Source organism: Massilia sp. TSP1-1-2 (assembly GCF_049896185.1).
GTDB lineage: Bacteria > Pseudomonadota > Gammaproteobacteria > Burkholderiales > Burkholderiaceae_D > Telluria_A.
The window spans coordinates 66,814-88,706 of the sequence record NZ_JAFCTU010000009.1 but is presented as its reverse complement, the minus strand read 5'-3'; the positions used below and the strand labels follow the sequence as shown (position 1 = coordinate 88,706).

Genomic DNA, 21,893 nt, shown 5'->3' with positions numbered 1-21,893 from the left:
TGTTAGGTTGCCATAGTGCACCATCCGAGAATGCGTACCGTTTGATGACATCTTTGTTCCTGTTGCGGCGCTGCCTGTCCTTGTGGCCGAGCGCGTCCATCGCTGCCGCGTTCGCCCTGTGCGCATGCCTGCCGGCGCACGCGCAGGACAAAGTCACGCTCCAGCTCAAGCATACCCACCAGTTCCAGTTCGCCGGCTATTACGCCGCCGTCGAAAAAGGATTTTACCGCGACGCCGGGCTCGACGTGACCATCGCCGAAGGCCGCGATGGCGGCGAACCGGAGCGGCGCGTGATCGACGGCAGCGCCGACTATGGCGTGGGCAGCAGCAGCCTGCTGCTGGCGCGCGCCGCCGGCAAGCCGCTGGTCGTGCTGGGCGTGATCCTCCAGCATTCGCCCTACGTGCTGCTGGTGCGCCACCGCGACCAGGCGGGGATCGGCGACATCAAGGGCAAGCGCGTCATGATCGGCTCGCTCGTCGACGAGCTCACCCAGGCCGATGAACTGATTGCCTTCCTGACCAAGGAGGGCGTGCCCGTCAAGAGCCTGGTACGGGTCGAGCATACTTACAATATCAGCGACCTGATGAGCGGCAAGGTCGAGGCGATGTCGGCCTACGTCACCAACGAGCCCGACTACCTGGACCGGCTCGGCTTCGCCTACGACGTCTACAGCCCGCGCGCGGCGGGCATCGATTATTACGGCGACAACCTGTTTACCAGCGAGCGCGAAATCGCCGCCCATCCGGCGCGCGTGAAAGCGTTTCGCGCCGCCAGCATGAAGGGCTGGGCCTATGCCATGGCGCACCAGGAGGAAATGGCCGACCTGATCATCGCCAAATACACCGCGCGCCATGACCGCCAGCACCTGCTGTTCGAGGCGCGCCAGATGGTCGCGCTGGTGCAACCGGTGTTGGTCGAAATCGGCTACATGAATCCGGACCGCTGGCGCCACATCGCCGATACCTATGCCGACCTGGGCATGCTGCCGCGCGGGATCGCGTACGACGGCTTCCTGTACCAAAGTTCGCCGATGGCGAACACGATGGCGTGGCTGTACCGGGTGCTGATCGGCGCCACCGTGCTGCTGTTTGCCGGCGCCGGCGTGCACGTATGGCTGCTGGCGCGCGAACGGCGCCGCGCGCAGTACGCCATCCGCAAGGGCGAGCAGCGCTTTCGCACCATGTTCGAAGAGGCGCCGATGGGCATTGCGCTGATCGACTCGCGCACCGGCGAATTCAAGGACGTCAATCCGCGCTACGCCGAGATCACCGGCCGCAGCTTCGAGCAGATCAAGAGCGGCCACTGGACCGACATCTCGCACCCGGACGACATGGCCGACGACGTCATGCTGATGGCGCAGCTGAGCGAAGGCGCCGCCGTCGGCTTCAAGACCAGCAAACGCCTGCTGCGCCCGGACGGCTCGGTGGTGTGGGTCGACATGTCGATCGCGAAAATCGAAACGGCCAGCGACGCCCAGCCGCACCACCTGTGCATGATCGAAGACGTGACGGAGCAAAAAAAGTCGGAAGCGATGATCTGGCAGCAGGCCAACTTCGATCCGCTGACCGAACTGCCCAACCGGCGCATGTTCCACGACCGCCTTGAGCACGACATCATGAAAAGCCGGCGCGATGGACAGCGCATTGCGATTTTGTTCATCGACCTCGATCATTTCAAGGAAATCAACGACACGCTCGGCCACCACCAGGGCGACATCCTGCTGATCGACGCCGCGCGCCGGATCCGCTCCTGCGTGCGCGAGACCGACACCGTGGCGCGCCTGGGCGGCGACGAGTTCACGGTGATTTTGTCGGACCTGTCGGCGGTTTCGCCGGTGGACGTGATTGCCCAGAAAATCCTCGACGTCCTGCAGGCGCCGTTCCAGCTTGGCGAAGAGCAGGCGTTCGTCTCGGCCAGCATCGGCATCACGCTGTATCCGGACGACGCGCGCGACATCGACGACCTGCTCAAGCACGCCGACCAGGCCATGTACGCGGCCAAGGGTGCCGGGCGCAACCGCTTCAGCTACTTCACGCCGGCCTTGCAGGTCGCGGCACTCAACCGCATGCGGCTGACCAATGACTTGAGGAGCGCCCTCAAGGGCGACCAGTTCCGCGTGTTCTTCCAGCCCATCGTGCACCTGAAGACCGGGAGCATCCACAAGGCCGAGGCGCTGATCCGCTGGCAGCATCCGCAGCGCGGGCTGGTCAGCCCGATGGAATTCATCCCGCTGGCCGAGGCGAGCGGGCTGATTCTGGACATTGGCGAGTGGGTGTTCAAGGAGTCGGCACGCTGGGTCCAGCGCTGGCGGGCCGAGCACAACGCGCGCTTTCAAGTCAGCGTCAACCAGTCGCCGCTCGAATTTCAGCGCGAGGGCAAGGGTTACGAAGGCTGGTTCGCGCATCTGGACGCGCTCGGGCTCGACGGCGACGCGGTCGTGGTCGAGATCACCGAGGGCTTGCTGCTTGACGCCAGCACCGGCGTGACCGACAAGCTGCTGGCGCTGCGCGACGCCGGCATCCAGGTAGCGTTGGACGATTTCGGCACCGGCTATTCGTCGCTGTCGTACCTGAAGAAATTCGATATCGACTACCTGAAGATCGACCGTTCGTTCACCCGCAACCTGGCGCCCAACACCAGCGACATGGCCTTGTCGGAAGCGATCATCGTCATGGCCCACAAGCTGGGCCTGCGCGTGATCGCCGAAGGGGTGGAAACGCAGCAGCAGTGCGATTTGCTGCTCGCGGCGGGCTGCGACTACGGGCAGGGATATTTATTCGCCAGGCCGATGCCGGGCGAGGAGTTCGACGCCTTGCTGCGCGCGCAAAAAGTGACGCTGTGAGTCACCGGGGACGATGTATACGGGCTAATCGACCAGATCGGCACTGGCCTGCTTGCGCCTGAGCGCCATTGCGTTGCGATGCCGGGCGCGCAGGCGCGGGTCGGTGATCAGCATCCCGAGCGTCTCGCCGATCACCATCACCACGCCCAGGATCGGCAGCACCAGCATCAGGCCGGCCACGCCGGCCACGGTGCCCCCCGCAAAAATCATCACCACCGTCATCAGGGGATGGATCTGCAGGCTGCGCCCCAGCGTCATGGGCATGAAGATAAAGTCGTCAAGCAGGCGCACCGCGATGAACACCCCGATCGCGCTATAGGCGATCAGCGGGTCGGCCGGCGCGTCGGTCGAGGCCACCACCACCACCATCACGCAGCCGAGGATCGAGCCGACAAACGGCACCCAGGCCAGCAGCGCCGACATCAGCCCCAACGCCAGGGGCGATGTCACGCCGATTGCCCACAGTCCGAGCGCCAGCATGATGGTGTCGATGATGGTCAGCTTGATCAGCCCGACGAAATAGCGGCGCGCGGTCTGGTCCACTTCATGCAGCAGGAACAGCGTACGCTCGAAGAACGCATTGGGCACCGCGCGCGCCAGGAATTTTTCAAACTTGGCGCCGTCGCGCAGGAAAAAATACGTCAGGAAGGGCGCCAGCAGCAGCGACGGCAGCCAGCCCGCGGTGGCGACGACGATGCCGGCCAGGTGCTGCTGCGCGAAGTTGTCGGTAAATAGCTTGAAGCGCTTGTTGACGACCGAGGTCAGGTGGATCTGTTCGAGCACCGGGAACTTCGCCTCTAGCAGGTGCATCGAGTTGCGCACGAAGGCCACGCCGCCCTCCAGATAGTGCCCGATCAGTGCCTGCCACGAGTCGGCGGCCGAATCGCTCCATGAAAACGCGGCCACCACGACCAGTGAAAGTAGCGCAAAAAAGCCGCCGCCCACGGTCAGCGCGGCCAGGTCCTGGCCCACGCCGAGGCGGATCAAGCGCTGCATCGGGCCGAGCAGGATGTAGTACAGGATGGTGCCGAACAGGAAAGGGATCGCCAGCCACATCATGTGCTCGAGCAGCATCAGCAGCACGATGGTGGCCGCGATGATGCCGGCCCATACCACCGGCCCGGCGCGCCGCGCGTACATCACAGCGCCTCCTCCAGCGCCGCGCCGCCCATCGACTCGCGCAGGCGCTGCCCGATCAGGCGCGCCAGCGCGAGCGCGATCTTGTAGCCGATCTTGGCGTCCGTTTCCATCAGCCCGAGAAAGTCGGCGCGGAAGAAGACTGCCACTTCGAGCTGGCCGACGGCGCGCGCCTGGGCGTTGCGGGCCGTATCGTCGAGCAGCGCCAGGTCGCCGAATACGGCGCCGGGACCGAGTTCGGCGACCATGCGAAAGGCGCTGTCGTGCGCCTGGCTGATGACCACGCGTCCGGCCGTGATCAGATACAGCGCCTGGCCTTCCTCGCCTTCGTCGAAAACGATTTCATCGCCCAGGAAGCGGCGCTCGTGCATGAGACCGTCGACAATCTTGAGTTCCAGCGGCGTGAGCGAATCAAACAGCGGACAAAGCTTGAGGCTGGCCTGGCGCGGGGACAGGGGTTGCGGCTTGAACAATCCAAAAATCAAGGGAGCTCCGGCAAGAACGTAGATAGGTCCGATTATGCGCCACGGGGATGGCCGGCGCAGCAGATTCGCGCCGCGTGGTGCTAAAAACGTCACACGGGCAAGGAGCGTAGGGCCGAGGCGAGAGCCGGGCATGCAGGAGGATGGACAAATGCAAAAAGGGCCCGACGAATCGGGCCCTTTTCTTGATGCTGGCGGAGCGGACGGGACTCGAACCCGCGACCCCCGACGTGACAGGCCGGTATTCTAACCAACTGAACTACCACTCCGTATTAATCTGATCGGTACTGCTGATCATGATGCCCCGTCTCTGATCTGGTGGGCGCTGAGAGGCTCGAACTCCCGACCTAAGCCTTGTAAGGGCTCCGCTCTACCAACTGAGCTAAGCGCCCGCACACTTCTATTCAAAGACTGCATCTGACGATTGTCACCTCGTCTGAAGAGGCCGAATCATATACTATTTTTTTCAAAGTGCGCAAGTGCTTTGCGAAAAAAACCCAAAATTGTTCAATTTCATTGATGCCCCGTCCACTCCGGGGATGGTGGGGAATGGCGCGCCGCCTTTGCTTTTTCATGAACAGCATTCGCATCGCCCATCGTTGTTGCAGCTCTGCGTAGCGGCCCTGATCGCCGCATTGCCCCTGGCCGCCGACGGCAACGGGCGCGACGCCGACCCGAGCGACCCGGGCGACGCCACCGTCGCCGGCCAGTGCGGCGCCGGTTCGGGCGCATCAAACTCCAGCTGGCACGGCACCCACGTCGCCGGTTCGATCGCCGCCAAAACCAACAATGGCGTGGGCGTAGCCTTCAACGCAAAAATCGTCCCAGTTCGGGTGCTGGGCAAGTGCGGCGGCTACCCGTCCGACATTGCCGACGCCATCATCTGGGCTTCCGGCGGCGCCGTCAGCGGCGTGCCCGCCAACGCCAATCCGGCGCGCGTGATCAACATGTCGCTAGGCGGCGGCGGCGCCTGCGCCAACACCTCGCAAAACGCGATCAACAGCGCCCGTTCGCGCGGCACGGTGGTGTTGGTCGCGGCCGGTAACTCGAACGCCGACGCCAGCGGCGCCAACCCGGCAAACTGCCCCGGCGTGGTTGCGGTGGCCGCCACCAACCGCTCCGGGGGACGGGCGTACTACTCGAACTATGGCGCCGTGGTCGACGTGGCCGCTCCCGGCGGCGACGCGCGCACGGCTGGCGGCGGCATCCTGTCGACCCTGAATGCCGGCACCACGACGCCGGGCGCCGACAGCTATGGTTTTTTCCAGGGCACCTCGATGGCCGCGCCCCATGTGGCCGGCGTCGCGGCGCTGATGCTCTCGAAAACCCCGGGTCTGACGCCGACCAGATCGAGAGCACCTTCAAGTCGACCGCGCGCGCCTTTCCGGCGGCGTGCGGCGGCTGCGGCGCGGGCATTGTCGACGCCACCGCGGCACTAAGTGGTGGCAGCACCCCGCCGCCAGCGGCGGTACGGGCACCGCGAGCGGCAAGTACACGCTGCGGCTGACATGGTAACAAAAGCATGTGAAAAGGGACGGGTGGCTAGCCACACGTCCCTTTTTTTCCTGCGCGGCGCCGCTTGGCGCCTTTACATGCGGCTACCTGCAACGCGCCTACCCACAACGCGGCTACTCGTATGCCCCCAAGCGCCGCTGTTCCTCTTCGCTGAAGTATTTGCTGCGTAACTGCTGCAGCATCGCTTCCGCGCCTGGTTGCAGCGCGGCGCGGTCGGTCTTGTAGGCCGCAATGCGCAGCTTCCAGTCCGCTTCCTCGCGGTCTAGCTGCGCCAGGCGGCTGGCCCCTTCGGGCGAGAACGCGGCCGCCCGCACCCGATACACTTCATCGTCGCTGGCGCCCTGTTCGCGCATTTTCTGCACGCTTTCCTCGGTCCGCAGGACCCGGGTGGGCGCCTCGCGTTCCGCGCGCATCGCAGGCGAGAGCTTCTTGTCGAGCGCGGCCAGCTTTTCGGCCCTTTGTTCGGCCGTCAGCTTCGGGTCGACGCTGATGTCGACGCGGGCCAGCGCATCGAGGTCGTAGGCGTCGCTAAAGCCGAACAGGCCCGCGCTCTCGGCCGGCGTAAAGAAGCGCGCGCGCAGCTTTTGCGTCGCCTCCAGGCGCGCGCGCGCCAACTTGGCCATGTCGCTGGTGGCGACCATCTGCTGCTCGACGTCGACCAGCGCGCGCTTGTACTCGAGATAGCTGGCGAGCAGGCGCTTGGCCTGCGCAGCCGGACCAGGCTTGAGGCGCCGGTCCAGCTCACGTTCGATCTCGGCGCGAATCGCACCGAGGTCTTTCTCGCCCAGCCCGGCCAGGTAGTAGTCGAACAGGTGTCCCAGTTCGGCGTCCACCACCAGGTCGCCGTCGGCGCTTTGCTTGATGTCGCCGTCGGGCCGCGTGCCCTCCATCGAGCGCACGAACGCAAACGGATCGGCTTCCTGCCGCACCTTGTCCGCGGGCGCGGGAAGGTCCGGCCGCGCGAACATGCCATACAGCAGGCCGGCGGCGAGCAAGAGCGCCCCCAGCTTGGTCAATCTGCTCAAGGCGGCCATGGCAAGCCCCTACAGGCCCAGTGCCTGCAAGCGGTTGGCCTGCTGGCGGAACACCGTGACAGGACTCGTTTCAAACAGGTTGACGATGCCGATCAGCTGGTTGACTTCATCGGCGTGGTTCATGCCGTAGTCGTCGCGGATGGTGCGGCCGAGGTGGCTCTTGCAGCTGGCGACCAGGCCGTCGTTCTTTTCGCCGATGGCCGCGCCGGTGAGCAGGAAGATCGGGTCCAGCGCGTCGAGTGCGTTGGTCCAGCTCTTGCCGCCGCTCCAGGAGAAATAATGCACGCCGTTGACGACATACGCGCCTTCGCCGCAGGCCGTGGTCGGCAGGCCGGCCGGATGACGCGCATTGAAGGCGGCGGTGCCGGCGGTGGACAGCGAGGTCAATGCGGCGCGGCCGTTTTGCGGCAGGCCGCCGCTGCCCGACAAAAAGCTGAGCAGGGATGCCACGGCGTTGGCCAGCGTGCTGGTCACGCCCGGCACCAGGCCAAGCGCGATGTCGGCCACTTTGGAGCCCTTGTTCACGCCGGCCACCGAGCTGACCGAGGCGATCAGGTCGGGACGCACCGAGGCGACATAGCGGCTGGTCGGCCCGCCGTGGCTGTGGCCGATCAGGTTGACCTTTTCCAGGCGGGTGGCGGCAATGATTTGCTTGACCTGGAACAGCAGCTGTTCGCCGCGCACTTCGGTACTGTTGGCGGCCGACACGCTGGTGGTGTAGACCGTCGCGCCGCCGCTGCGCAGCGATGAGGGAATGCCGTAGAAATACTCGACGGGGCCAATGTTGTCGAAGCCTAACAGGCCGTGAACGAGGACGATGGGGTACTTGGTCTGGGTGTAACCCAGTGCCCAGGATGGGGCAGGCACGGCGAGCGCTGCTGCGAGGACTACGGATGCGCACTTCCAAAAGCGATTCTTCATTTTGTCTCCTGATGGTTTTTTAGAATTGAAGTCGACTACTGGAACTGAAGTTGTGCGGTTCAAGCCGCACATTCCTTCGTGTTACCGAGCTCACCAGATCTTTCCGCTCATGCAAGCCTGGAAATTATGTTTCAAATTAGAGCGAGCGCTCGGTTTTTTGAATTTAGCACCCTATTCCGTAAAAAGCATGACGCAGCGCAATAAGTGCGCTCGTTCTTTTCTGACCAGAACTTATCTGTGGTTTTAAAGCGATATAATCGTTCTGGGAACCAACTTAAGGCCACGGCGAGCGCAATATGGCAAGTATCCAGTCCAGACGTTTCGACTTCGATCAATTCCAGACCATGACGCCGCTCAACGGTGAGACGATCTGGGCCTATCTGGTCGACCGCCATGCCGAGCGCATTGGCGTCAAGCGGCGCAAGCCGGCGCTTGAAAACATGGAAAAAATCTTCGTCGCGACGTTCCGGCTCGCCAACGAGGTGGGTTTTCGCGCCATGAGCCTGCGCGACCTGTGCCGCGAGACGGGTTTGTCGATGGGCGGGCTATACGGCTATATCGAAGGCAAGGACCAACTGGCCGAGATGATCGAGGATGTGGTGCGCCAGACAACCTACGAGCTGCCGCGCATGTTTGCCCACATCGAGGATCCGCGCGAGCGGCTCGAGTCGCTCGTGCGCGGGACGATTTATTTGTCCGAGATATTGCAGCCGTGGTTTTATTTCGTCTACATGGATTCGCGCGTGCTCCATTTCGACCAGCGCAACATGGCGAAAAACTCGGAGCTGTCGATCCAGACGCTGATCGCGCAGTTGCTCGACGAGCTGCGCCCGCTGCCCGAGGGAAATACGACGCTGATCGCCGCCCATATCCTGGCCCTGTTCCAGGACTGGTACCTCAAGCGCTGGAAGTACAAGGCGGCCAAGGTCAGCGTGGATGAGTTTGCCGACAGCGTGTTGCTGTTCCTGCGCAGCCACCTGAGGTAGGGCATAAGGCCTGCCGCTTTTCCGCCCTACGATGGTGCAAACGGCAAGCTCTTGCAACATTGCGCGCGGTAAGCGATACTGTATGTAATCACAGTACTTCGCCTCCATCGTGAACCTTCCCACTCCCGTCCCCGCCTGCGAGCCGCAACGCTACATCGCCCATCTCGACATGGATGCCTTCTACGCGTCCGTCGAATTGCTCAAGTATCCGGAGCTGCGCGGCCAGGCGGTTGTCATCGGCGGCGGGCGCGACCAGCATCCAGTGGTGCAGGCCGACGGCCGGCGCCAGTTCGCCCTGATGCGCGACTATGTCGGGCGCGGCGTCGTCACCACGTCCACCTACGAGGCGCGCGCGCTCGGCGTGTTTTCGGCGATGGGCATCATGAAGGCGGCCAAGCTGGCCCCGGACAGCATCTTGCTGCCAACCGATTTTGACGCCTACCGCAAGTTTTCCAGCATGTTCAAGCAAGCCGTTGCGGACGTGGCGCCCATCATCGAAAACGTCGGCATCGATGAAATCTACATCGACCTGACCGAGTTCGGCGCGCGCGCCCCCGCCGTCGCCCAACAAATCAAGGAACTGGTGTCGCACACCACGGGCCTGTCATGCTCGATTGGCCTGGCGCCCAACAAGCTGCTGGCCAAGATTTGCTCCGACCTGGAAAAGCCGAACGGCCTGACCATCCTGTCGCCCGAAGACGTCCAGACGCGCGTGTGGCCGCTGCCAGCCCACAAGATCAACGGCATTGGACCAAAGGCGCGCGAAAAGCTCAACAACCTGGGCATCGCCACCATTGGCGACCTGGCCGGCGCCGACGTGCACCTGCTGCGCGCCCACTTCGGCGAAGTCTATACCGCGTGGCTGGTGCGCGTGGCGCACGGTGTGGACGAGCGCCCAGTGCGCACCACCTCGGAAACCAAGTCGGTCAGCCGCGAGGTGACGTTCGAGCGCGACTTGCAAGTGGTAACGGACCGGCAGGTGCTGTCGGCCAAATTCGAGGCGCTGTGCGAGCGCGTGGCCGACGACCTGAAAAAACATGCGCTGGCCGGCAAGACGGTCGGCATCAAGCTCAAGTTCGAGGACTTCACCACCGTCACGCGCGACATCACGCTGCCGCGCAACACCGCTGACCCGCTGACCATCCTCAAGGCCGCGCGCGACTGCCTGAGGCGCGTCCCGTTTGAAAAAAAGATCCGGCTGCTGGGCGTGCGGATGTCGACGCTGACCGACTTGTCCGGCCTTGATGCCGGCGGCAATGCGCAGGCGGAACTGTTCCCATCGGTGTGAGTGAAGTCAACAACGAATGCGTTAAAAAGTTATTCGACGGCACCACAGTTGGACAAGCGCACCTGCCGGTTCGCCTACCCGACCGTGTAAAATGTCGTTCCGCTGGAAATATCGACTGAAACAAGGCAAACGCACATGTGGTTCAAGAATCTTCAGATTTATCGCCTGCCCGCACCATGGGCATTTACCCCTGAACAACTCGAAGCGGCGCTGGCGCCACAGAGCTTCGTGCCGGCCAACAGCAACGAATTGCTGCGTCAAGGCTGGGATTCGCCGCGCGGCAACGGCATCCTGGTTCACGTGGTCAACAAACAAATGCTGATCTTGCTGGGCACCGAGAAAAAGCTGCTGCCAAGCTCGGTGATCAACCAGGTCGCCAAGGCCAAGGCTGCCGAGATGGAAGAAGCCCAGGGTTTCGCGCCGGGCAAAAAGGCCATGAAGGAACTCAAGGAGCGCGTGGCCGACGAATTGCTGCCGCGCGCGTTCAGCATCCGCAGCAATGTCTGGACCTGGATCGATCCGGTCAACGGCTGGCTGGTGATAGACGCGGCCAGCCCGGGCAAGGCCGATGAAGTCATCAAGCTGCTGTTGAAAGCGGTCGACCGTATGCCGCTGGAAAGCTTGCGCGTGCAGCGCTCGCCGGTGGCCGTGATGACGGCCTGGCTGGAAACGGACGAGGCGCCGGTCGGCTTTACGGTCGACCAGGATACCGAATTGCGCGCCACCGGCGAGAGCAAGGCGGCCGTGCGCTATGTGAAGCACGCGCTGGAAGTGGACGATATCCGCCGCCACATCGCCGCCGGCAAGCAATGCACGCGCCTTGCCATGACGTGGAACGACAAGATCTCGTTCGTGCTGACCGAATCGCTGGCGATCAAGGGCATCAAGCCGCTGGACGTGATCAAGGAAAGCGACGCCAGCACGCGCAACGATGAAGAGCGTTTTGACAATGACATGATGCTGATGACGGGCGAATTGTCCAAGCTGATGACCGACCTGGTCGAAGCGCTGGGCGGCGAAGCCAAGGCGTGATGTAATAAAAGTAACGAAAAAACCATGATCGGCCCGGACGCGCAAGCTTCCGGGCTTTTTTTTAACCGTTGGGTTTAAAAAAGTTATTTGTTAAACAATGGTTAAGGTATGATCCGCCTTCCATTTATTTCTTATAGTTAAATACACATGTTCATTTCGACTTTCCTGGGCCGTAGCGGCCGTTGGGCCATGGGTGCGGCGTTGGTGGCCGCCCTGGTATCCGGTTGCGGCGGCGGCGGCGGCAATGACGCGCCGGCGGCCGTCAATACGCCGCCGGTGACGACCATGCTGCTGTCCGGGATGGTCGAGGCCGGTGGTTCGGGCGCGGACGTCAGCGCCAATACGGGCGGTGAACTGATCCTGAGCGGCAGCAGCAGCGCCGACGCCAACGGCGACGCGCTGACCTACAAATGGTCGATCACCAGCAAACCTGCCACCAGCGCGCTGGTGCTGGCCGCGGACACCGCGGTCAAGCAGACGCTCGTGCCCGATGTGGCCGGCATCTACGTCATCACCTTGCGCGTGACCGACAGCAAGGGCGCTTATTCAGAGAAAAAAGTGACGATCCTGGTGCGCGACAATGCCGCGCCGGTGACCAATGTCGTCATCACCGCCGCCTATACGGGCGTGACCACGACCAGCCCCACCCAGTCGCTCAACGCCGGCGCGATCGTGGTGCTCGACGCGCGCGGCAGCAAAGATGCCGACGGCGACGTCGTCACGACCAGCTGGACGCTGCTGGAAAAGCCGTCCAACAGCCTGGCCGGCTTGACCGTGGATGGCGCTGTCAGCCGCTTCGTGACTGACTTGCCCGGCCTGTACAAGGTGCGCGCCCATGGCGTGGACGAGCGCGGCGCCTACAGCGACACCATTTACGTTTTCAATGTCGACAATACCGCCCCGCAAACGGTGGTGGTGTCGTCGGCCGTCGCCCCGGGCGCCGCCGGCAATGGCAAGCTCAATGTCAACTCCGGTTATATCGTCTCGCTCGACGGCTACGGCAGCTACGATATGAACGGCGGTGCCTTGAGCATGGCCTGGAGCGTAGTGAGCAAGCCGACCGGCAGCAATGCCGTGCTGAGCAGCGCCACCGGCTACACCAGCCAGATCATCCCGGACCTGCTGGGCGAGTATGTGGTCAAGATGAGCGCCACCAATAGTGCCGGTGCGCTGAGCTCTTACCTGACCACGATTACCGTGAATAACCGCAGCCCGTTCGCCACCATTTCGACCAACGCCGCCCCGGCCGCGATCCAGACCGGCCCGGCAGTGCGCCTGCCGCTCAACACCGCCGTCACGCTGCGCGGCGCGGGCAGCGTCGACGCCGATGGCGACACGCTGACCTACGCCTGGAGCCTGACGGGCAAACCTGCCGCCAGCGCGGCAGCCTTGTCGGCCACGACCGGCGCCACGGTCCAGATGACGACCGACCTGGCCGGCAGTTATGTTGTGCTGCTGCGCGTGACGGACCCGTCGGGCGCGTTCTCGGAAAAATCGATGACCTTCCAGGCCGGCACGTTTTCCCCGGTCGCGGTGACCGACAAGAGTTTTGCCACCGTCCTGGTGGGCGGCACGGCAACGGTGTCGGGCGCGATGAGCTTTGACGACGACAGCACGGCGCTGACCTACGCCTGGGCAGTCGATTCGGCCCCGGCCGGCTCGGGCGCCGCCATTGCCGCGCCGTCGTCGCCGGCGCTGTCGTTCACCCCGGATCTGGCCGGCAATTACGTGTTGTCGCTGACCGTCAGTGATGGCGTGCACAGCAATATTGCGTATGTCACCGTGCGCGCGCTGAGCGCTTTTGCGGCCAATGTTGAATTGGCGTTCGCGCCGCTGGAGTCGCGCTATAGCAAGGGCCTCGACAAGCTGGTCATCCTGGCGACCAATCCGAATACGGTCAAGATCGTCGATTCGTTCACTGGCCTGATCAAAACCGTCCTGCTGCCGTTTCCCGGCAAGTCAGTCAGCCTGAGCCCGAACGGCAAACTGGCGGTAGTGATGCAAGAAGGCATCGTGTCGCTGGTGGACCTGGAAGCGGGCACCTTGCTGCATTCGACCAGCACCGACCAAAACTATAGCGAAGCATTGGTCAACAATGGCGCCATCGTCCAGCTGTTGGGGCGCTCCAACTACAATTCGTACGGGACGGGCGTGGCCGTGATCGACGGCCGTACCGGCGTGGACCTGACCAGCACGCTGGGCTCGACCAGTTCTTCGCTGTACGGTAACTACCGCGGCGTGTATTCGGGGCTGAAGAATCGCACCTACCTGTATGCGTCTTCCTCGTCCGGTTATATGTACTACGCCGATATCGATGCGCTGACCGGCAAGGTTGGCAACACCGGCTCGTCAGCCTACAACTATGACTATGTGTCGTCTATTTACCTGAGCGAGAACGACGACTTGCTGTTCACATCGAGTGGCGCTTATTACCGTACCGATACCCTGGTTGCCGCCGGCCGGCTATCGTACACGGGCATGATGCAGTCGCTGAGCCATTCGGCGCACAATGAGGAAACGCTGGTCATGTCCTATGTGGCAGGCAGCTACCCGGATTACAACAGCAAGACCTACCAGTCCAGCTACAAGCGCTACGTCGGCGCCTTGTTCCAGCCGGACACCGACTTGACGCTGCCGCTGATCGCCGGCCAGCAAAGCTATGGCATCCAGATCTACCATAGCTCGACGGGCAAGCAGGTAGCGCTGGTCCAGACGGTCACCAGCCTGTCGACTGGCGCTGGCGCGAAGTTTTATGTCTTGACGCGCTAAATCGTCCTGGATTGCTAAAAGCCGGCCATCTCGCGATGGCCGGCTTTTTTTCGGCCTGAAGAATGTCGGCTTTCAAGGCATGGCGCATCTATTTGATCAAAAGCAATAAATAAGCAGTTTTGTTGAACAATTGGCAAGGTATGATCCACGCCTTATCCATTTCTCTACGTTAAAAAATATGAAATATTTCCGTATGAGCGCCTTCGGGCGACTGGCGAGCGGCGCCGCTCTTGCCATGGCCGTGCTGTCGGGATGCGGCGGCGACAGCGCGCCGGCACCGGCCGCGCGGCCCGCCGCCAACGCGGCGCCCGCGCCGACCGTGCTGCTGTCGGGCGTGTTCGAGTCGAGCGCGGTAATCGGCGCCGATGTCAGCGCGATCGCGGGCAGCAATATCAACCTGAACGGGCTTACCAGCACCGATCCTGACGGCGACGCCCTGAGCTTCCGCTGGTCGATCAGCGCCAAGCCGGCCGGCAGCACGCTGGTGCTCGCCTCGAGCAGCGCCGGGGCCCGGAACGTCAAGCCCGATGTTGCCGGCAGCTATGTATTTGACCTGCGCGTGACCGATGCCAGGGGCGCCTACGCCACCAAAAGCGCGCGCATCCAGATCAAGCCGAATGCGCCTCCGGTTGCCAACATCGTCGTCACCGCAAGCTATACCGGCGCGAGCACCACCAAGCCGGCCCAGGTACTCAATGTTGGCGCGGCCGTCGTGCTCGACGCCGGCGGCAGCACCGACGCCGACGGCGACGTGGTCACCACCACCTGGACCATGCTTGAAAAGCCGGCCGCCAGCAGCGCCGCGCTCACTGTGGCCGGCGCGACGGGCCGCTTCGTGCTCGATGCCCCCGGCCAGTACAAGGTGGCCGCGCGCGGCGCCGACCCCAAGGGCGCTTACAGCGACACCATCTACGTATTCCAGGCCAGCAACCGCGCCCCGCAAACCGTCGTACTGGCTTCGGTCAGCAACGAGCCGGGCGCGTCCGGCGCGAGCACCCTGTCGGCCGCCACCGGCTACACCGTCTCGCTCGACGGCGCCACTAGCGCCGATCCCGAAGGCACCAGCCTGAGCTACGCCTGGAGCATGGTCAGTAAACCCGCAGGCAGCCTGGCCACGGTCAGCGCAGCGAGCGGCGCCATCAGCCAGGTCACGCCCGACGTGCTGGGCGAGTATGTCGTCAAGCTGATTGCCACCGATACGGCCGGGGCCGCCAGCACCTATACCACCACCATTTCTGTAAAAAATCAGCGTCCAAGCGCTGCCATCACCGGCACCGCCACCCCGCTGGCACTGCCGACCGGGCCGACCATGCGCCTGCCCCTCAAGACGCTCACCACGCTGCGCGGCACGGCCAGCGTGGACGCCGACGGCGACGCCCTGAGCTACGCGTGGAGCATGGCCAGCCAGCCGTCCGCCAGCACGGCGGTCCTGTCGTCCGGCAGCACGCCAACGGTCGAGATCACGCCCGATGTGTCGGGCAACTACGTGGTCCTGTTGCGCGTGACCGATCCGTCCGGCGCATTTTCGGAGCAGACGGTCACGCTGGAAGTGGGCAATTACGCGCCGGTGGCCGTGATCGACAAGAGCCGCATGACGGTCTTGACGGGCGCGCCCGCCCGTGCCTCGGCCGCGCTGAGCTACGATGAAAACGGCGACAGCCTGAGCTACGCCTGGGCGATCGACGCCCGTCCCGCCGGTTCGGCCGCCGCCATCGCCGCGCCAGCCGCTGCCGCCCTGTCGTTTACGCCCGACCTGCCGGGCACGTACGTCGCTTCGGTCACGGTCAGCGATGGCAAGAGTTCGAGCATTGCGTACGTGCAGTTGCGCGCCCTGGCCGGCATCGCCAGCGCCGTCACGCTGGACTTCGTGCCCGATATCGTGCGCCAGAGCAAAGGGCTCGACAAGCTGGTCATGACGGAAAAAGGCGGCAAGTCGCTGCGCATCATTGATCCGTACACGGGCGTAAAAACCAGCGTGGTGCTGCCCGCCATGGCCAAGGCGATGCAGGTGAGCGCCGACGGCAAGCTGGCGGCAGTGCTGTACGAAGGCGCGCTGAGCCTGGTCAACCTGGAGACGGCCGCCATTGTCCAGACCTTTGCCACGAGCGGTTCCCAGACCGATGCCTTTGTCACCAACGCCGGGCGGGTCTACCTGATCGGGCAGACCGGCGGCCAGTGGGTCGATCCGGAACTGTGGGGCTTTAACGGCTATACCGGCGCCAACCTGAATATTGATGTGCCGTACGGCAATGGCACCTTTTACGGCACCCAGTACGGAACGTTTTCCGAAACGCGCCAGCGCGGCTATCTGCTCTCGCAAGGCTTGTCGTCGGCCAAGGTCACGTATTTCGACGTCGATGGCGCGAGCGGCAAGCTGATCAAGGCGGGCGATTCGCCGTACCACGGCACGTATGCGATGTCGACGCCGCTGTTCCTGTCCGACGACAGCAGTATCCTGTTCACGTCAGGCGGCAACTATTTCCGCGCAGACACGCTGCTGTACGCCGGCAAGCTGAGCGTGACCGGCGGCATCGTCTCGATGAGCCATTCGGTTGCTGCGCAGGAGGCGCTGGTGGTCGTCAGCAGCGCGCTCGGCTACGAGCCATCCTACAAGCGCTTTACGGGCGCCTTGCTGTTCCCCGACAGCGACCTGGCCCTGCCGCTGATTAACAGCGAGCAAAGCTACGGCTTGCAGGTGTTCCACGGCGCCAGCGGTGGCCACGTGGCGGTGGTGCAGACCGGCTCCAGAGCGCAAAACGCAGTCAGTGCAAAATACTTCGTGATCGCGCGCTAAGGTAGCGTCAGCTGCAAACTGGAAAGGTAAAGCCGGCCACCTCAAAAGTGGCCGGCTTTTTTTTTGCCTTGTCAGAGCGGCTGGAACACGCCGGCGCTGCGGTTCTTGGTGACGTTGTCCCAGGCGAACACTTGCCCGTTCATGGCAATGTACACGCCCGCCGGCAGGATTTGCGCGGCGGCGCTGGCAAAGCCAAGGTTGAACATGGCATCCGAATTGGCGATGGCATACGGAATCATGGCGCCGGTCAGCACGATCGTCTTTGCGGGCGCCGCCGCGCCGAGCACGGCGGCGGTCTCCTTCATGGTGTCGGTGCCGTGCACGATGACGATCGCGGTCTCAAGCGCTGCGGTGCACGCGGCGAGCACGCGCTCGCGATCGGCATCCTGCATGTCCAGCGAGTCGAGCAGCGGCAGCACTTCCAGCTGGACGGGAATGGTCATGCGGCAGCGCGCCAGCACCTCGGGCAGGTGGCTGTGGGCGAAACCCAGTGTGCCGTTCAGTTCGTTGTAATGTTTGTCGAAGGTGCCGCCGGTGGCGATGATGCGCAAGCTCATGGTGTGCGATGGTGAAGAGGAAAGAGCTTCATGATACCGTGTCGCCTGGCCCCTGTCGAAAACCACAAGGTGCGCACCGCCCTTTGCGACTGCGCTAGAATCCTTGGCTTGCGCATCGCTACACTGACTTTTTGCCCTCCGATCCCATGAAAGCCCTTGCTCCCGGAACCGTTATTTTTCACCGCCACCGCGGCTACGGCGTTATCACGCACGTCAACTTGCTGACCGGCTGGATCTCGGCGCGCTTTGGCAGCGAAGCGCGCACGCTCGATTTGAATCTCTCCACCGACGACGTGCAGCATGCCGACGGCGAAGCGATCCGCTTCCGGCGCGCCCCGCCCGAGCGCATGCCGCACGCGCGCCTGATGCAGATGGTGCGCGCGCTGCACCAGGCCGGCTACCAAAAGCTGTACCTGTACTCCTGGCCCAAGCCGTCCGGGCTGCACTGGCGCTGGCACTTGTTTACCGGCAAGCGCGACTGGATGCAGCGGCCCTGGCGCGAAGGCTGGTATGGCTCGGGCGCCGATTACAACGTCAATCCGGTGATGGGCTGGGGCGATTTGCCGGGCGCCACCACGGCCGAGCTGGTCCATGCGCTGGCCAAATTCGATCCGCAGGGGCTGGCCCAGGCGCTGGGGCGCGACGAAGATCACACGGCCTGGTTCGCAGCGGTGTGCGATGCCTTGCTGCCCGGGTATATGTACAGCCTGGACATGGAAAAGTCTACCGGCGGTCCGCTGCGCGAGACGCCGCCGGTGCCGGTGATCGCCGTGCGGGCCGGCTTGCCGCCCTACGCGGGGCCCGACATTGGCTGGCCGCCGGGCTGGGCGGGCCTGTGGACGCGCACCCACGTACTGCCGGCGCCGCCGATCAGCATCACCGGCGAACCGAAGCTGCGCGCCACATCGGATTAGCGGCTGCTGACAGGTCACTACATCGTGGCCGCGCAAAGGCGTCAGCGCTTTGCGCCATGCACGAGCCAACGTGACGCATGCGTTGGCGGAAAAGGGGAGGGCGCCGAGGCCTAACGCTTTTCCGCCCTACCTTGTTCCCCACCTTGGATGGCTGCGCAGGAACTGGAATGCGACAGCCCTTTCCGAACGCGCGCGCCAACCCTTCTTGCAACAGCTGTGTGCGCGTGGCGGATGCTGCTTCGCTCGGGACTACAAGTCCTGGCGCGGCGTCGACAGCGCCGCCGGATTGAGGATATTGCTCGGCTTTCCCGCCGCGAAATTGACGATGTTCTCGAACGCGGCCCGGAAATACAGTTCATAACTATCCTGCTCCACATACCCCAAATGCGGCGTGGCCAGCACGGTCGGAATGCGCAGCAGCGCGGCGTCCGCCCCCGGCGGCTCGCGCTGAAACACGTCGACGGCGGCAGTGCCGGGCCGCCCCGCGTGCAAGGCTGCTTCCAGCGCGCCTTCGGCCACCAGTTCGGCCCGGCTGGTATTGACGAACAGCGCGTCCGGCTTCATGCGCGTCAGGTCGGCGCCGCTGACGATGCCGCGCGTGGCGTCGACCAGGCGCAGGTGCAGCGTGAGCACGTCGGCCCGCTCGAAGAATGCCTGGCGCGAATCGGCCGCTTCAAAGCCGTCGGCCACGGCGGCAGCGCGGCTTGCGTCGCCGCCCCACACCAGCACGTGCATGCCGAACGCCTTGCCGAAGCCCGCAACCAGCTTGCCGATCTTGCCGTAGCCCCAGATGGCCAGCGTGCGCCCGCGCAGCACGCGGCCCAGGCCGTTCAATGCCGGATTGATCGATGCCGTCTGCCACAAGCCATCTTTCAGGTTGGTGGCATAGGGGACGATCTTGCGGCTGGCCGCCATGATCAAGGCCCATGTCAGTTCGGCCGGCGCCACGGGCGAACCGACACCTTCTGCAATCGCAATGCCGTGCTCCGTTGCGGCGCTAACATCAATATGGCCAGCCACTTTGCCGGTCTGCGAAATGAGCTTGAGCCGGGGCAATTTGGCCAGCAGCGCGCGTGGCAGCGCGGTGCGTTCGCGGATCAGCACCAGCGCGTCGAACGGGGCCAGGCGGATCGCCAGCTGGCCCGCGCCGCGGGTCGAACTGGTGAATACCTTGACCTCGTGGCCGGCCAGCAAGTGGCTGCACGCTAGTTGCAGCGCAACGTCTTGATAGTCGTCGATAATGGCTATTTTCATGGAAGTTAGTAGAAGTTAGGTAAAAATGCGTAGGTAAATAACGGGATCTCGGAGATTCGGAATAGCCTACTACAATACTCGACTATTATTACTACATTTCGCTGCAAATCGGCTGTTGGCAGGTGTACAATCGGCCCCAAAATCAGGATTTGACCTGTCAAGTCCAGCAACAATGTTCCATCAATCTTGCGATAAAGGCAAGATGTCGACATGACCGCCGTACCGCCGAGCCATCCTCCTGGAATGGATTTCCGAGCGCAAGCCACAAGCTGACGACGATCCTGCCGTGCCGGAACCAGAAAAGAATTCTTATTGGCATTGGAGGTATTATGAATCAGCCCGTCATGGGTGGCGTTGCAGCATTGAACGCACCAGCTTACATCAAGCATCAGCAACTGCTTAACTGGGTCAGCGAAACAGCCGCCCTGACCAAGCCGGCCAGCATCTACTGGTGCGACGGCTCGCAACAAGAGTACGATCGCCTGTGCGCCGAGATGGTTGCCGCCGGCACCATGAAAAAACTCAATCCCGCCAAGCGTCCCGGTTCCTACCTGGCATGCTCGGACCCGACCGACGTGGCGCGCGTGGAAGACCGTACGTTCATCTGCTCCGAAACCAAGGAACAGGCCGGTCCCACCAACAACTGGATGGCGCCGGCGGAAATGCGCAACACGCTCAATGCGCTGTTTGACGGCTGCATGGCCGGGCGCGTCATGTACGTGGTGCCGTTTTCGATGGGCCCGCTCGGTTCGCCGATCGCCCACATCGGCGTCGAGCTGTCCGATTCGCCTTATGTCGCTGTCAATATGCGCATCATGACGCGCATGGGCAAGGCCGTCTATGACGTGCTGGGCGCCGAGGGCGACTTCGTTCCCGCCATCCACACCGTTGGCGCGCCGCTTGCCGCCGGGCAAAAAGACGTGGCCTGGCCGTGCAACCCGACCAAATACATCGTGCATTACCCGGAAACGCGTGAGATCTGGTCCTACGGTTCCGGCTATGGCGGCAACGCGCTGCTGGGCAAAAAATGCTTTGCGCTGCGCATCGCCTCCAACATGGGCTTCCAGGAAGCCCAGGCCGGCGGCACCGGCTGGCTGGCCGAACACATGCTGATCCTCGGTGTCGAGTCGCCGGAAGGCAAAAAGCACTACGTGGCGGCGGCCTTCCCATCGGCCTGCGGCAAGACCAATTTCGCCATGCTGATTCCCCCCGCCAGTTTCAATGGCTGGAAAGTGACCACGATCGGCGACGACATCGCCTGGATCAAGCCGGGCGCGGACGGGCGCCTGTATGCGATCAACCCGGAAGCGGGCTACTTTGGCGTGGCCCCCGGCACCAACACCAAGACCAATTCGAACTGCATGGCGTCGATGAACGAGAACACCATCTTCACCAACGTCGCGCTGACCGACGACGGCGACGTGTGGTGGGAAGGCTTGACCAAGGAAGCGCCAGCGCACCTGGTCGACTGGCAGGGCAAGGACTGGACGGCCCAGGGCGGCACCAAGGCGTCGCACCCGAACGCGCGCTTTACCGTGGCCGCCACCCAGAACCCGGTCATCGATCCGGCCTGGGACGACCCGGCCGGCGTGCCGATTTCCGCCTTTATCTTTGGCGGACGCCGTTCCACGACCGTGCCACTGGTAACCGAAGCGCGCAACTGGGTTGAAGGCGTCTACATGGCCGCGACCATGGGCTCCGAGACCACCGCTGCCGCTGCCGGCCAGATGGGCATTGTGCGCCGCGATCCGTTCGCGATGCTGCCTTTTATCGGCTACAACATGGCCGACTATTTCCAGCACTGGCTGAACATGGGCGAGAAAATCGGCGCGCAAAATCCTGCAGCGCTGCCGAAAATCTACTGCGTCAACTGGTTCCGCACCGATGAAGCGGGCAAGTTCGTCTGGCCTGGCTTTGGCGACAATATGCGCGTGCTCAAGTGGATGCTCGAGCGGATCGAAGGCACCGCCGGCGGCAGCGAGAACGTGTTCGGCACCACCCCCAACTTTACCGACCTGAACTGGGACGGTCTCGATTTCACCCAGCAGCAGTTTGACACGATCACCTCGATCGACAAGAACGCCTGGACCGAAGAACTCAAGCTGCACACGGAGTTGTTTGAGAAGCTTGCCTACCACCTGCCACAAGAACTGGTGGCTACCAAGGCTGAACTCGAAAAGCGGCTGGCGTCATAAGCGTCCGGCAGCTCTTTGACACGGCGCGTCGTTGACGCGCCGTTTTTTTGCCTGGCGGCGCCGCCATCTACGTGCTTCCACACTGTTCAAATGTCCAGACTGTTGTTATTGGAACAAAAAGATGTCATGAATGTGTCACAACAGGCGGAAATAGTAAATCCGTATTGACAGT

Annotated in this window: 15 protein-coding genes and 2 tRNA genes; 9 read left to right on the top strand and 8 right to left on the bottom strand. The window is 63.3% G+C overall.

Annotated elements, in window-relative coordinates:
* Window positions 1-44 precede the first annotated feature (44 nt).
* The gene (locus ACP7BV_RS10005) at window positions 45-2,843 is read left to right on the top strand and encodes an EAL domain-containing protein (protein WP_426103662.1); all 2,799 of its coding nucleotides are present in this window, start codon (window positions 45-47) and stop codon (window positions 2,841-2,843) included.
* A gap of 24 nt (window positions 2,844-2,867) precedes the next feature.
* Here ACP7BV_RS10005 and ACP7BV_RS10000 read toward each other — a convergent pair whose 3' ends face one another.
* The 4 genes from ACP7BV_RS10000 to ACP7BV_RS09985 all read right to left on the bottom strand — a co-directional run bounded on the left by ACP7BV_RS10000 (window position 2,868) and on the right by ACP7BV_RS09985 (window position 4,854).
* Window positions 2,868-3,983, bottom strand: a complete 1,116-nt coding sequence (locus tag ACP7BV_RS10000; RefSeq protein ID WP_426103661.1) for an AI-2E family transporter — start codon at window positions 3,981-3,983, stop codon at window positions 2,868-2,870.
* Window positions 3,983-4,465, bottom strand: coding sequence for a cyclic nucleotide-binding domain-containing protein (locus tag ACP7BV_RS09995; RefSeq protein WP_426103660.1), 483 nt, complete (start codon window positions 4,463-4,465; stop codon window positions 3,983-3,985). Before ACP7BV_RS09995 ends, ACP7BV_RS10000 begins: the two co-directional genes overlap by 1 nt.
* Before the next feature lie 189 nt (window positions 4,466-4,654).
* A tRNA-Asp gene (locus tag ACP7BV_RS09990) sits at window positions 4,655-4,731 on the bottom strand.
* 47 nt (window positions 4,732-4,778) lie between these two features.
* A tRNA-Val gene (locus ACP7BV_RS09985) sits at window positions 4,779-4,854 on the bottom strand.
* A 210-nt stretch (window positions 4,855-5,064) separates the two neighbouring features.
* On the opposite strand from ACP7BV_RS09985, the gene ACP7BV_RS09980 reads away from it, so the two are divergent.
* On the top strand, window positions 5,065-5,901 hold the full coding sequence (locus ACP7BV_RS09980; protein ID WP_426103659.1) for a S8 family serine peptidase: 837 nt from the start codon (window positions 5,065-5,067) through the stop codon (window positions 5,899-5,901).
* 189 nt (window positions 5,902-6,090) lie between these two features.
* On the opposite strand, the gene ACP7BV_RS09975 is transcribed toward ACP7BV_RS09980, so the two are convergent.
* Complete coding sequence (locus tag ACP7BV_RS09975) at window positions 6,091-7,011, bottom strand: lipase secretion chaperone (protein ID WP_426103658.1); 921 nt, start codon at window positions 7,009-7,011, stop codon at window positions 6,091-6,093.
* 9 nt (window positions 7,012-7,020) lie between these two features.
* Window positions 7,021-7,932 carry a lipase family alpha/beta hydrolase gene (locus tag ACP7BV_RS09970; protein ID WP_426103657.1) on the bottom strand — a complete coding sequence of 304 codons (912 nt, stop codon included), beginning with the start codon at window positions 7,930-7,932 and terminating at the stop codon, window positions 7,021-7,023.
* Window positions 7,933-8,228: 296 nt separating this feature from the next.
* Between ACP7BV_RS09970 and ACP7BV_RS09965 the strand changes: the two genes are divergently transcribed.
* The 5 genes from ACP7BV_RS09965 to ACP7BV_RS09945 all read left to right on the top strand — a co-directional run bounded on the left by ACP7BV_RS09965 (window position 8,229) and on the right by ACP7BV_RS09945 (window position 16,801).
* Window positions 8,229-8,918: a TetR/AcrR family transcriptional regulator gene (locus tag ACP7BV_RS09965; protein WP_426103656.1), complete on the top strand. Its 690-nt coding sequence runs from the start codon at window positions 8,229-8,231 to the stop codon at window positions 8,916-8,918.
* A 109-nt stretch (window positions 8,919-9,027) separates the two neighbouring features.
* Window positions 9,028-10,206 (top strand): DNA polymerase IV, encoded by a 1,179-nt coding sequence (dinB, locus tag ACP7BV_RS09960; RefSeq protein WP_426103655.1) that lies wholly within the window; start codon window positions 9,028-9,030, stop codon window positions 10,204-10,206.
* A gap of 135 nt (window positions 10,207-10,341) precedes the next feature.
* Window positions 10,342-11,238, top strand: a complete 897-nt coding sequence (locus tag ACP7BV_RS09955) for a recombination-associated protein RdgC (protein ID WP_426103654.1) — start codon at window positions 10,342-10,344, stop codon at window positions 11,236-11,238.
* Window positions 11,239-11,385: 147 nt separating this feature from the next.
* Window positions 11,386-14,007: a PKD domain-containing protein gene (locus ACP7BV_RS09950; RefSeq protein WP_426103653.1), complete on the top strand. Its 2,622-nt coding sequence runs from the start codon at window positions 11,386-11,388 to the stop codon at window positions 14,005-14,007.
* A 178-nt stretch (window positions 14,008-14,185) separates the two neighbouring features.
* Window positions 14,186-16,801 (top strand): PKD domain-containing protein, encoded by a 2,616-nt coding sequence (locus ACP7BV_RS09945; protein WP_426103652.1) that lies wholly within the window; start codon window positions 14,186-14,188, stop codon window positions 16,799-16,801.
* 71 nt (window positions 16,802-16,872) lie between these two features.
* On the opposite strand, the gene ACP7BV_RS09940 is transcribed toward ACP7BV_RS09945, so the two are convergent.
* On the bottom strand, window positions 16,873-17,358 hold the full coding sequence (locus tag ACP7BV_RS09940) for an asparaginase domain-containing protein (RefSeq protein ID WP_426103651.1): 486 nt from the start codon (window positions 17,356-17,358) through the stop codon (window positions 16,873-16,875).
* 146 nt (window positions 17,359-17,504) lie between these two features.
* Between ACP7BV_RS09940 and ACP7BV_RS09935 the strand changes: the two genes are divergently transcribed.
* A complete protein-coding gene (locus ACP7BV_RS09935; RefSeq protein WP_426103650.1) occupies window positions 17,505-18,272 on the top strand; it encodes an L-asparaginase in 768 nt (255 codons plus the stop codon).
* 249 nt (window positions 18,273-18,521) lie between these two features.
* On the opposite strand, the gene ACP7BV_RS09930 is transcribed toward ACP7BV_RS09935, so the two are convergent.
* Window positions 18,522-19,526: a D-2-hydroxyacid dehydrogenase family protein gene (locus ACP7BV_RS09930; protein ID WP_426103649.1), complete on the bottom strand. Its 1,005-nt coding sequence runs from the start codon at window positions 19,524-19,526 to the stop codon at window positions 18,522-18,524.
* A gap of 329 nt (window positions 19,527-19,855) precedes the next feature.
* On the opposite strand from ACP7BV_RS09930, the gene ACP7BV_RS09925 reads away from it, so the two are divergent.
* Window positions 19,856-21,721 carry a phosphoenolpyruvate carboxykinase (GTP) gene (locus tag ACP7BV_RS09925; protein ID WP_426103648.1) on the top strand — a complete coding sequence of 622 codons (1,866 nt, stop codon included), beginning with the start codon at window positions 19,856-19,858 and terminating at the stop codon, window positions 21,719-21,721.
* Window positions 21,722-21,893: the final 172 nt, after the last annotated feature.

Coding starts and splice junctions, on each gene's coding strand:
- ACP7BV_RS09935 (WP_426103650.1), top strand. CDS start 17,505: ATGAAAGCCCTTGCTCCCGGAACCGTTATTTTTCACCGCCACCGCGGC.
- ACP7BV_RS09925 (WP_426103648.1), top strand. CDS start 19,856: ATGAATCAGCCCGTCATGGGTGGCGTTGCAGCATTGAACGCACCAGCT.
- ACP7BV_RS09940 (WP_426103651.1), bottom strand. CDS start 17,358: ATGAGCTTGCGCATCATCGCCACCGGCGGCACCTTCGACAAACATTAC.
- ACP7BV_RS09950 (WP_426103653.1), top strand. CDS start 11,386: ATGTTCATTTCGACTTTCCTGGGCCGTAGCGGCCGTTGGGCCATGGGT.
- ACP7BV_RS10000 (WP_426103661.1), bottom strand. CDS start 3,983: ATGTACGCGCGGCGCGCCGGGCCGGTGGTATGGGCCGGCATCATCGCG.
- ACP7BV_RS09975 (WP_426103658.1), bottom strand. CDS start 7,011: ATGGCCGCCTTGAGCAGATTGACCAAGCTGGGGGCGCTCTTGCTCGCC.
- ACP7BV_RS10005 (WP_426103662.1), top strand. CDS start 45: ATGACATCTTTGTTCCTGTTGCGGCGCTGCCTGTCCTTGTGGCCGAGC.
- ACP7BV_RS09930 (WP_426103649.1), bottom strand. CDS start 19,526: ATGAAAATAGCCATTATCGACGACTATCAAGACGTTGCGCTGCAACTA.
- ACP7BV_RS09945 (WP_426103652.1), top strand. CDS start 14,186: ATGAAATATTTCCGTATGAGCGCCTTCGGGCGACTGGCGAGCGGCGCC.
- ACP7BV_RS09970 (WP_426103657.1), bottom strand. CDS start 7,932: ATGAAGAATCGCTTTTGGAAGTGCGCATCCGTAGTCCTCGCAGCAGCG.
- ACP7BV_RS09965 (WP_426103656.1), top strand. CDS start 8,229: ATGGCAAGTATCCAGTCCAGACGTTTCGACTTCGATCAATTCCAGACC.
- ACP7BV_RS09955 (WP_426103654.1), top strand. CDS start 10,342: ATGTGGTTCAAGAATCTTCAGATTTATCGCCTGCCCGCACCATGGGCA.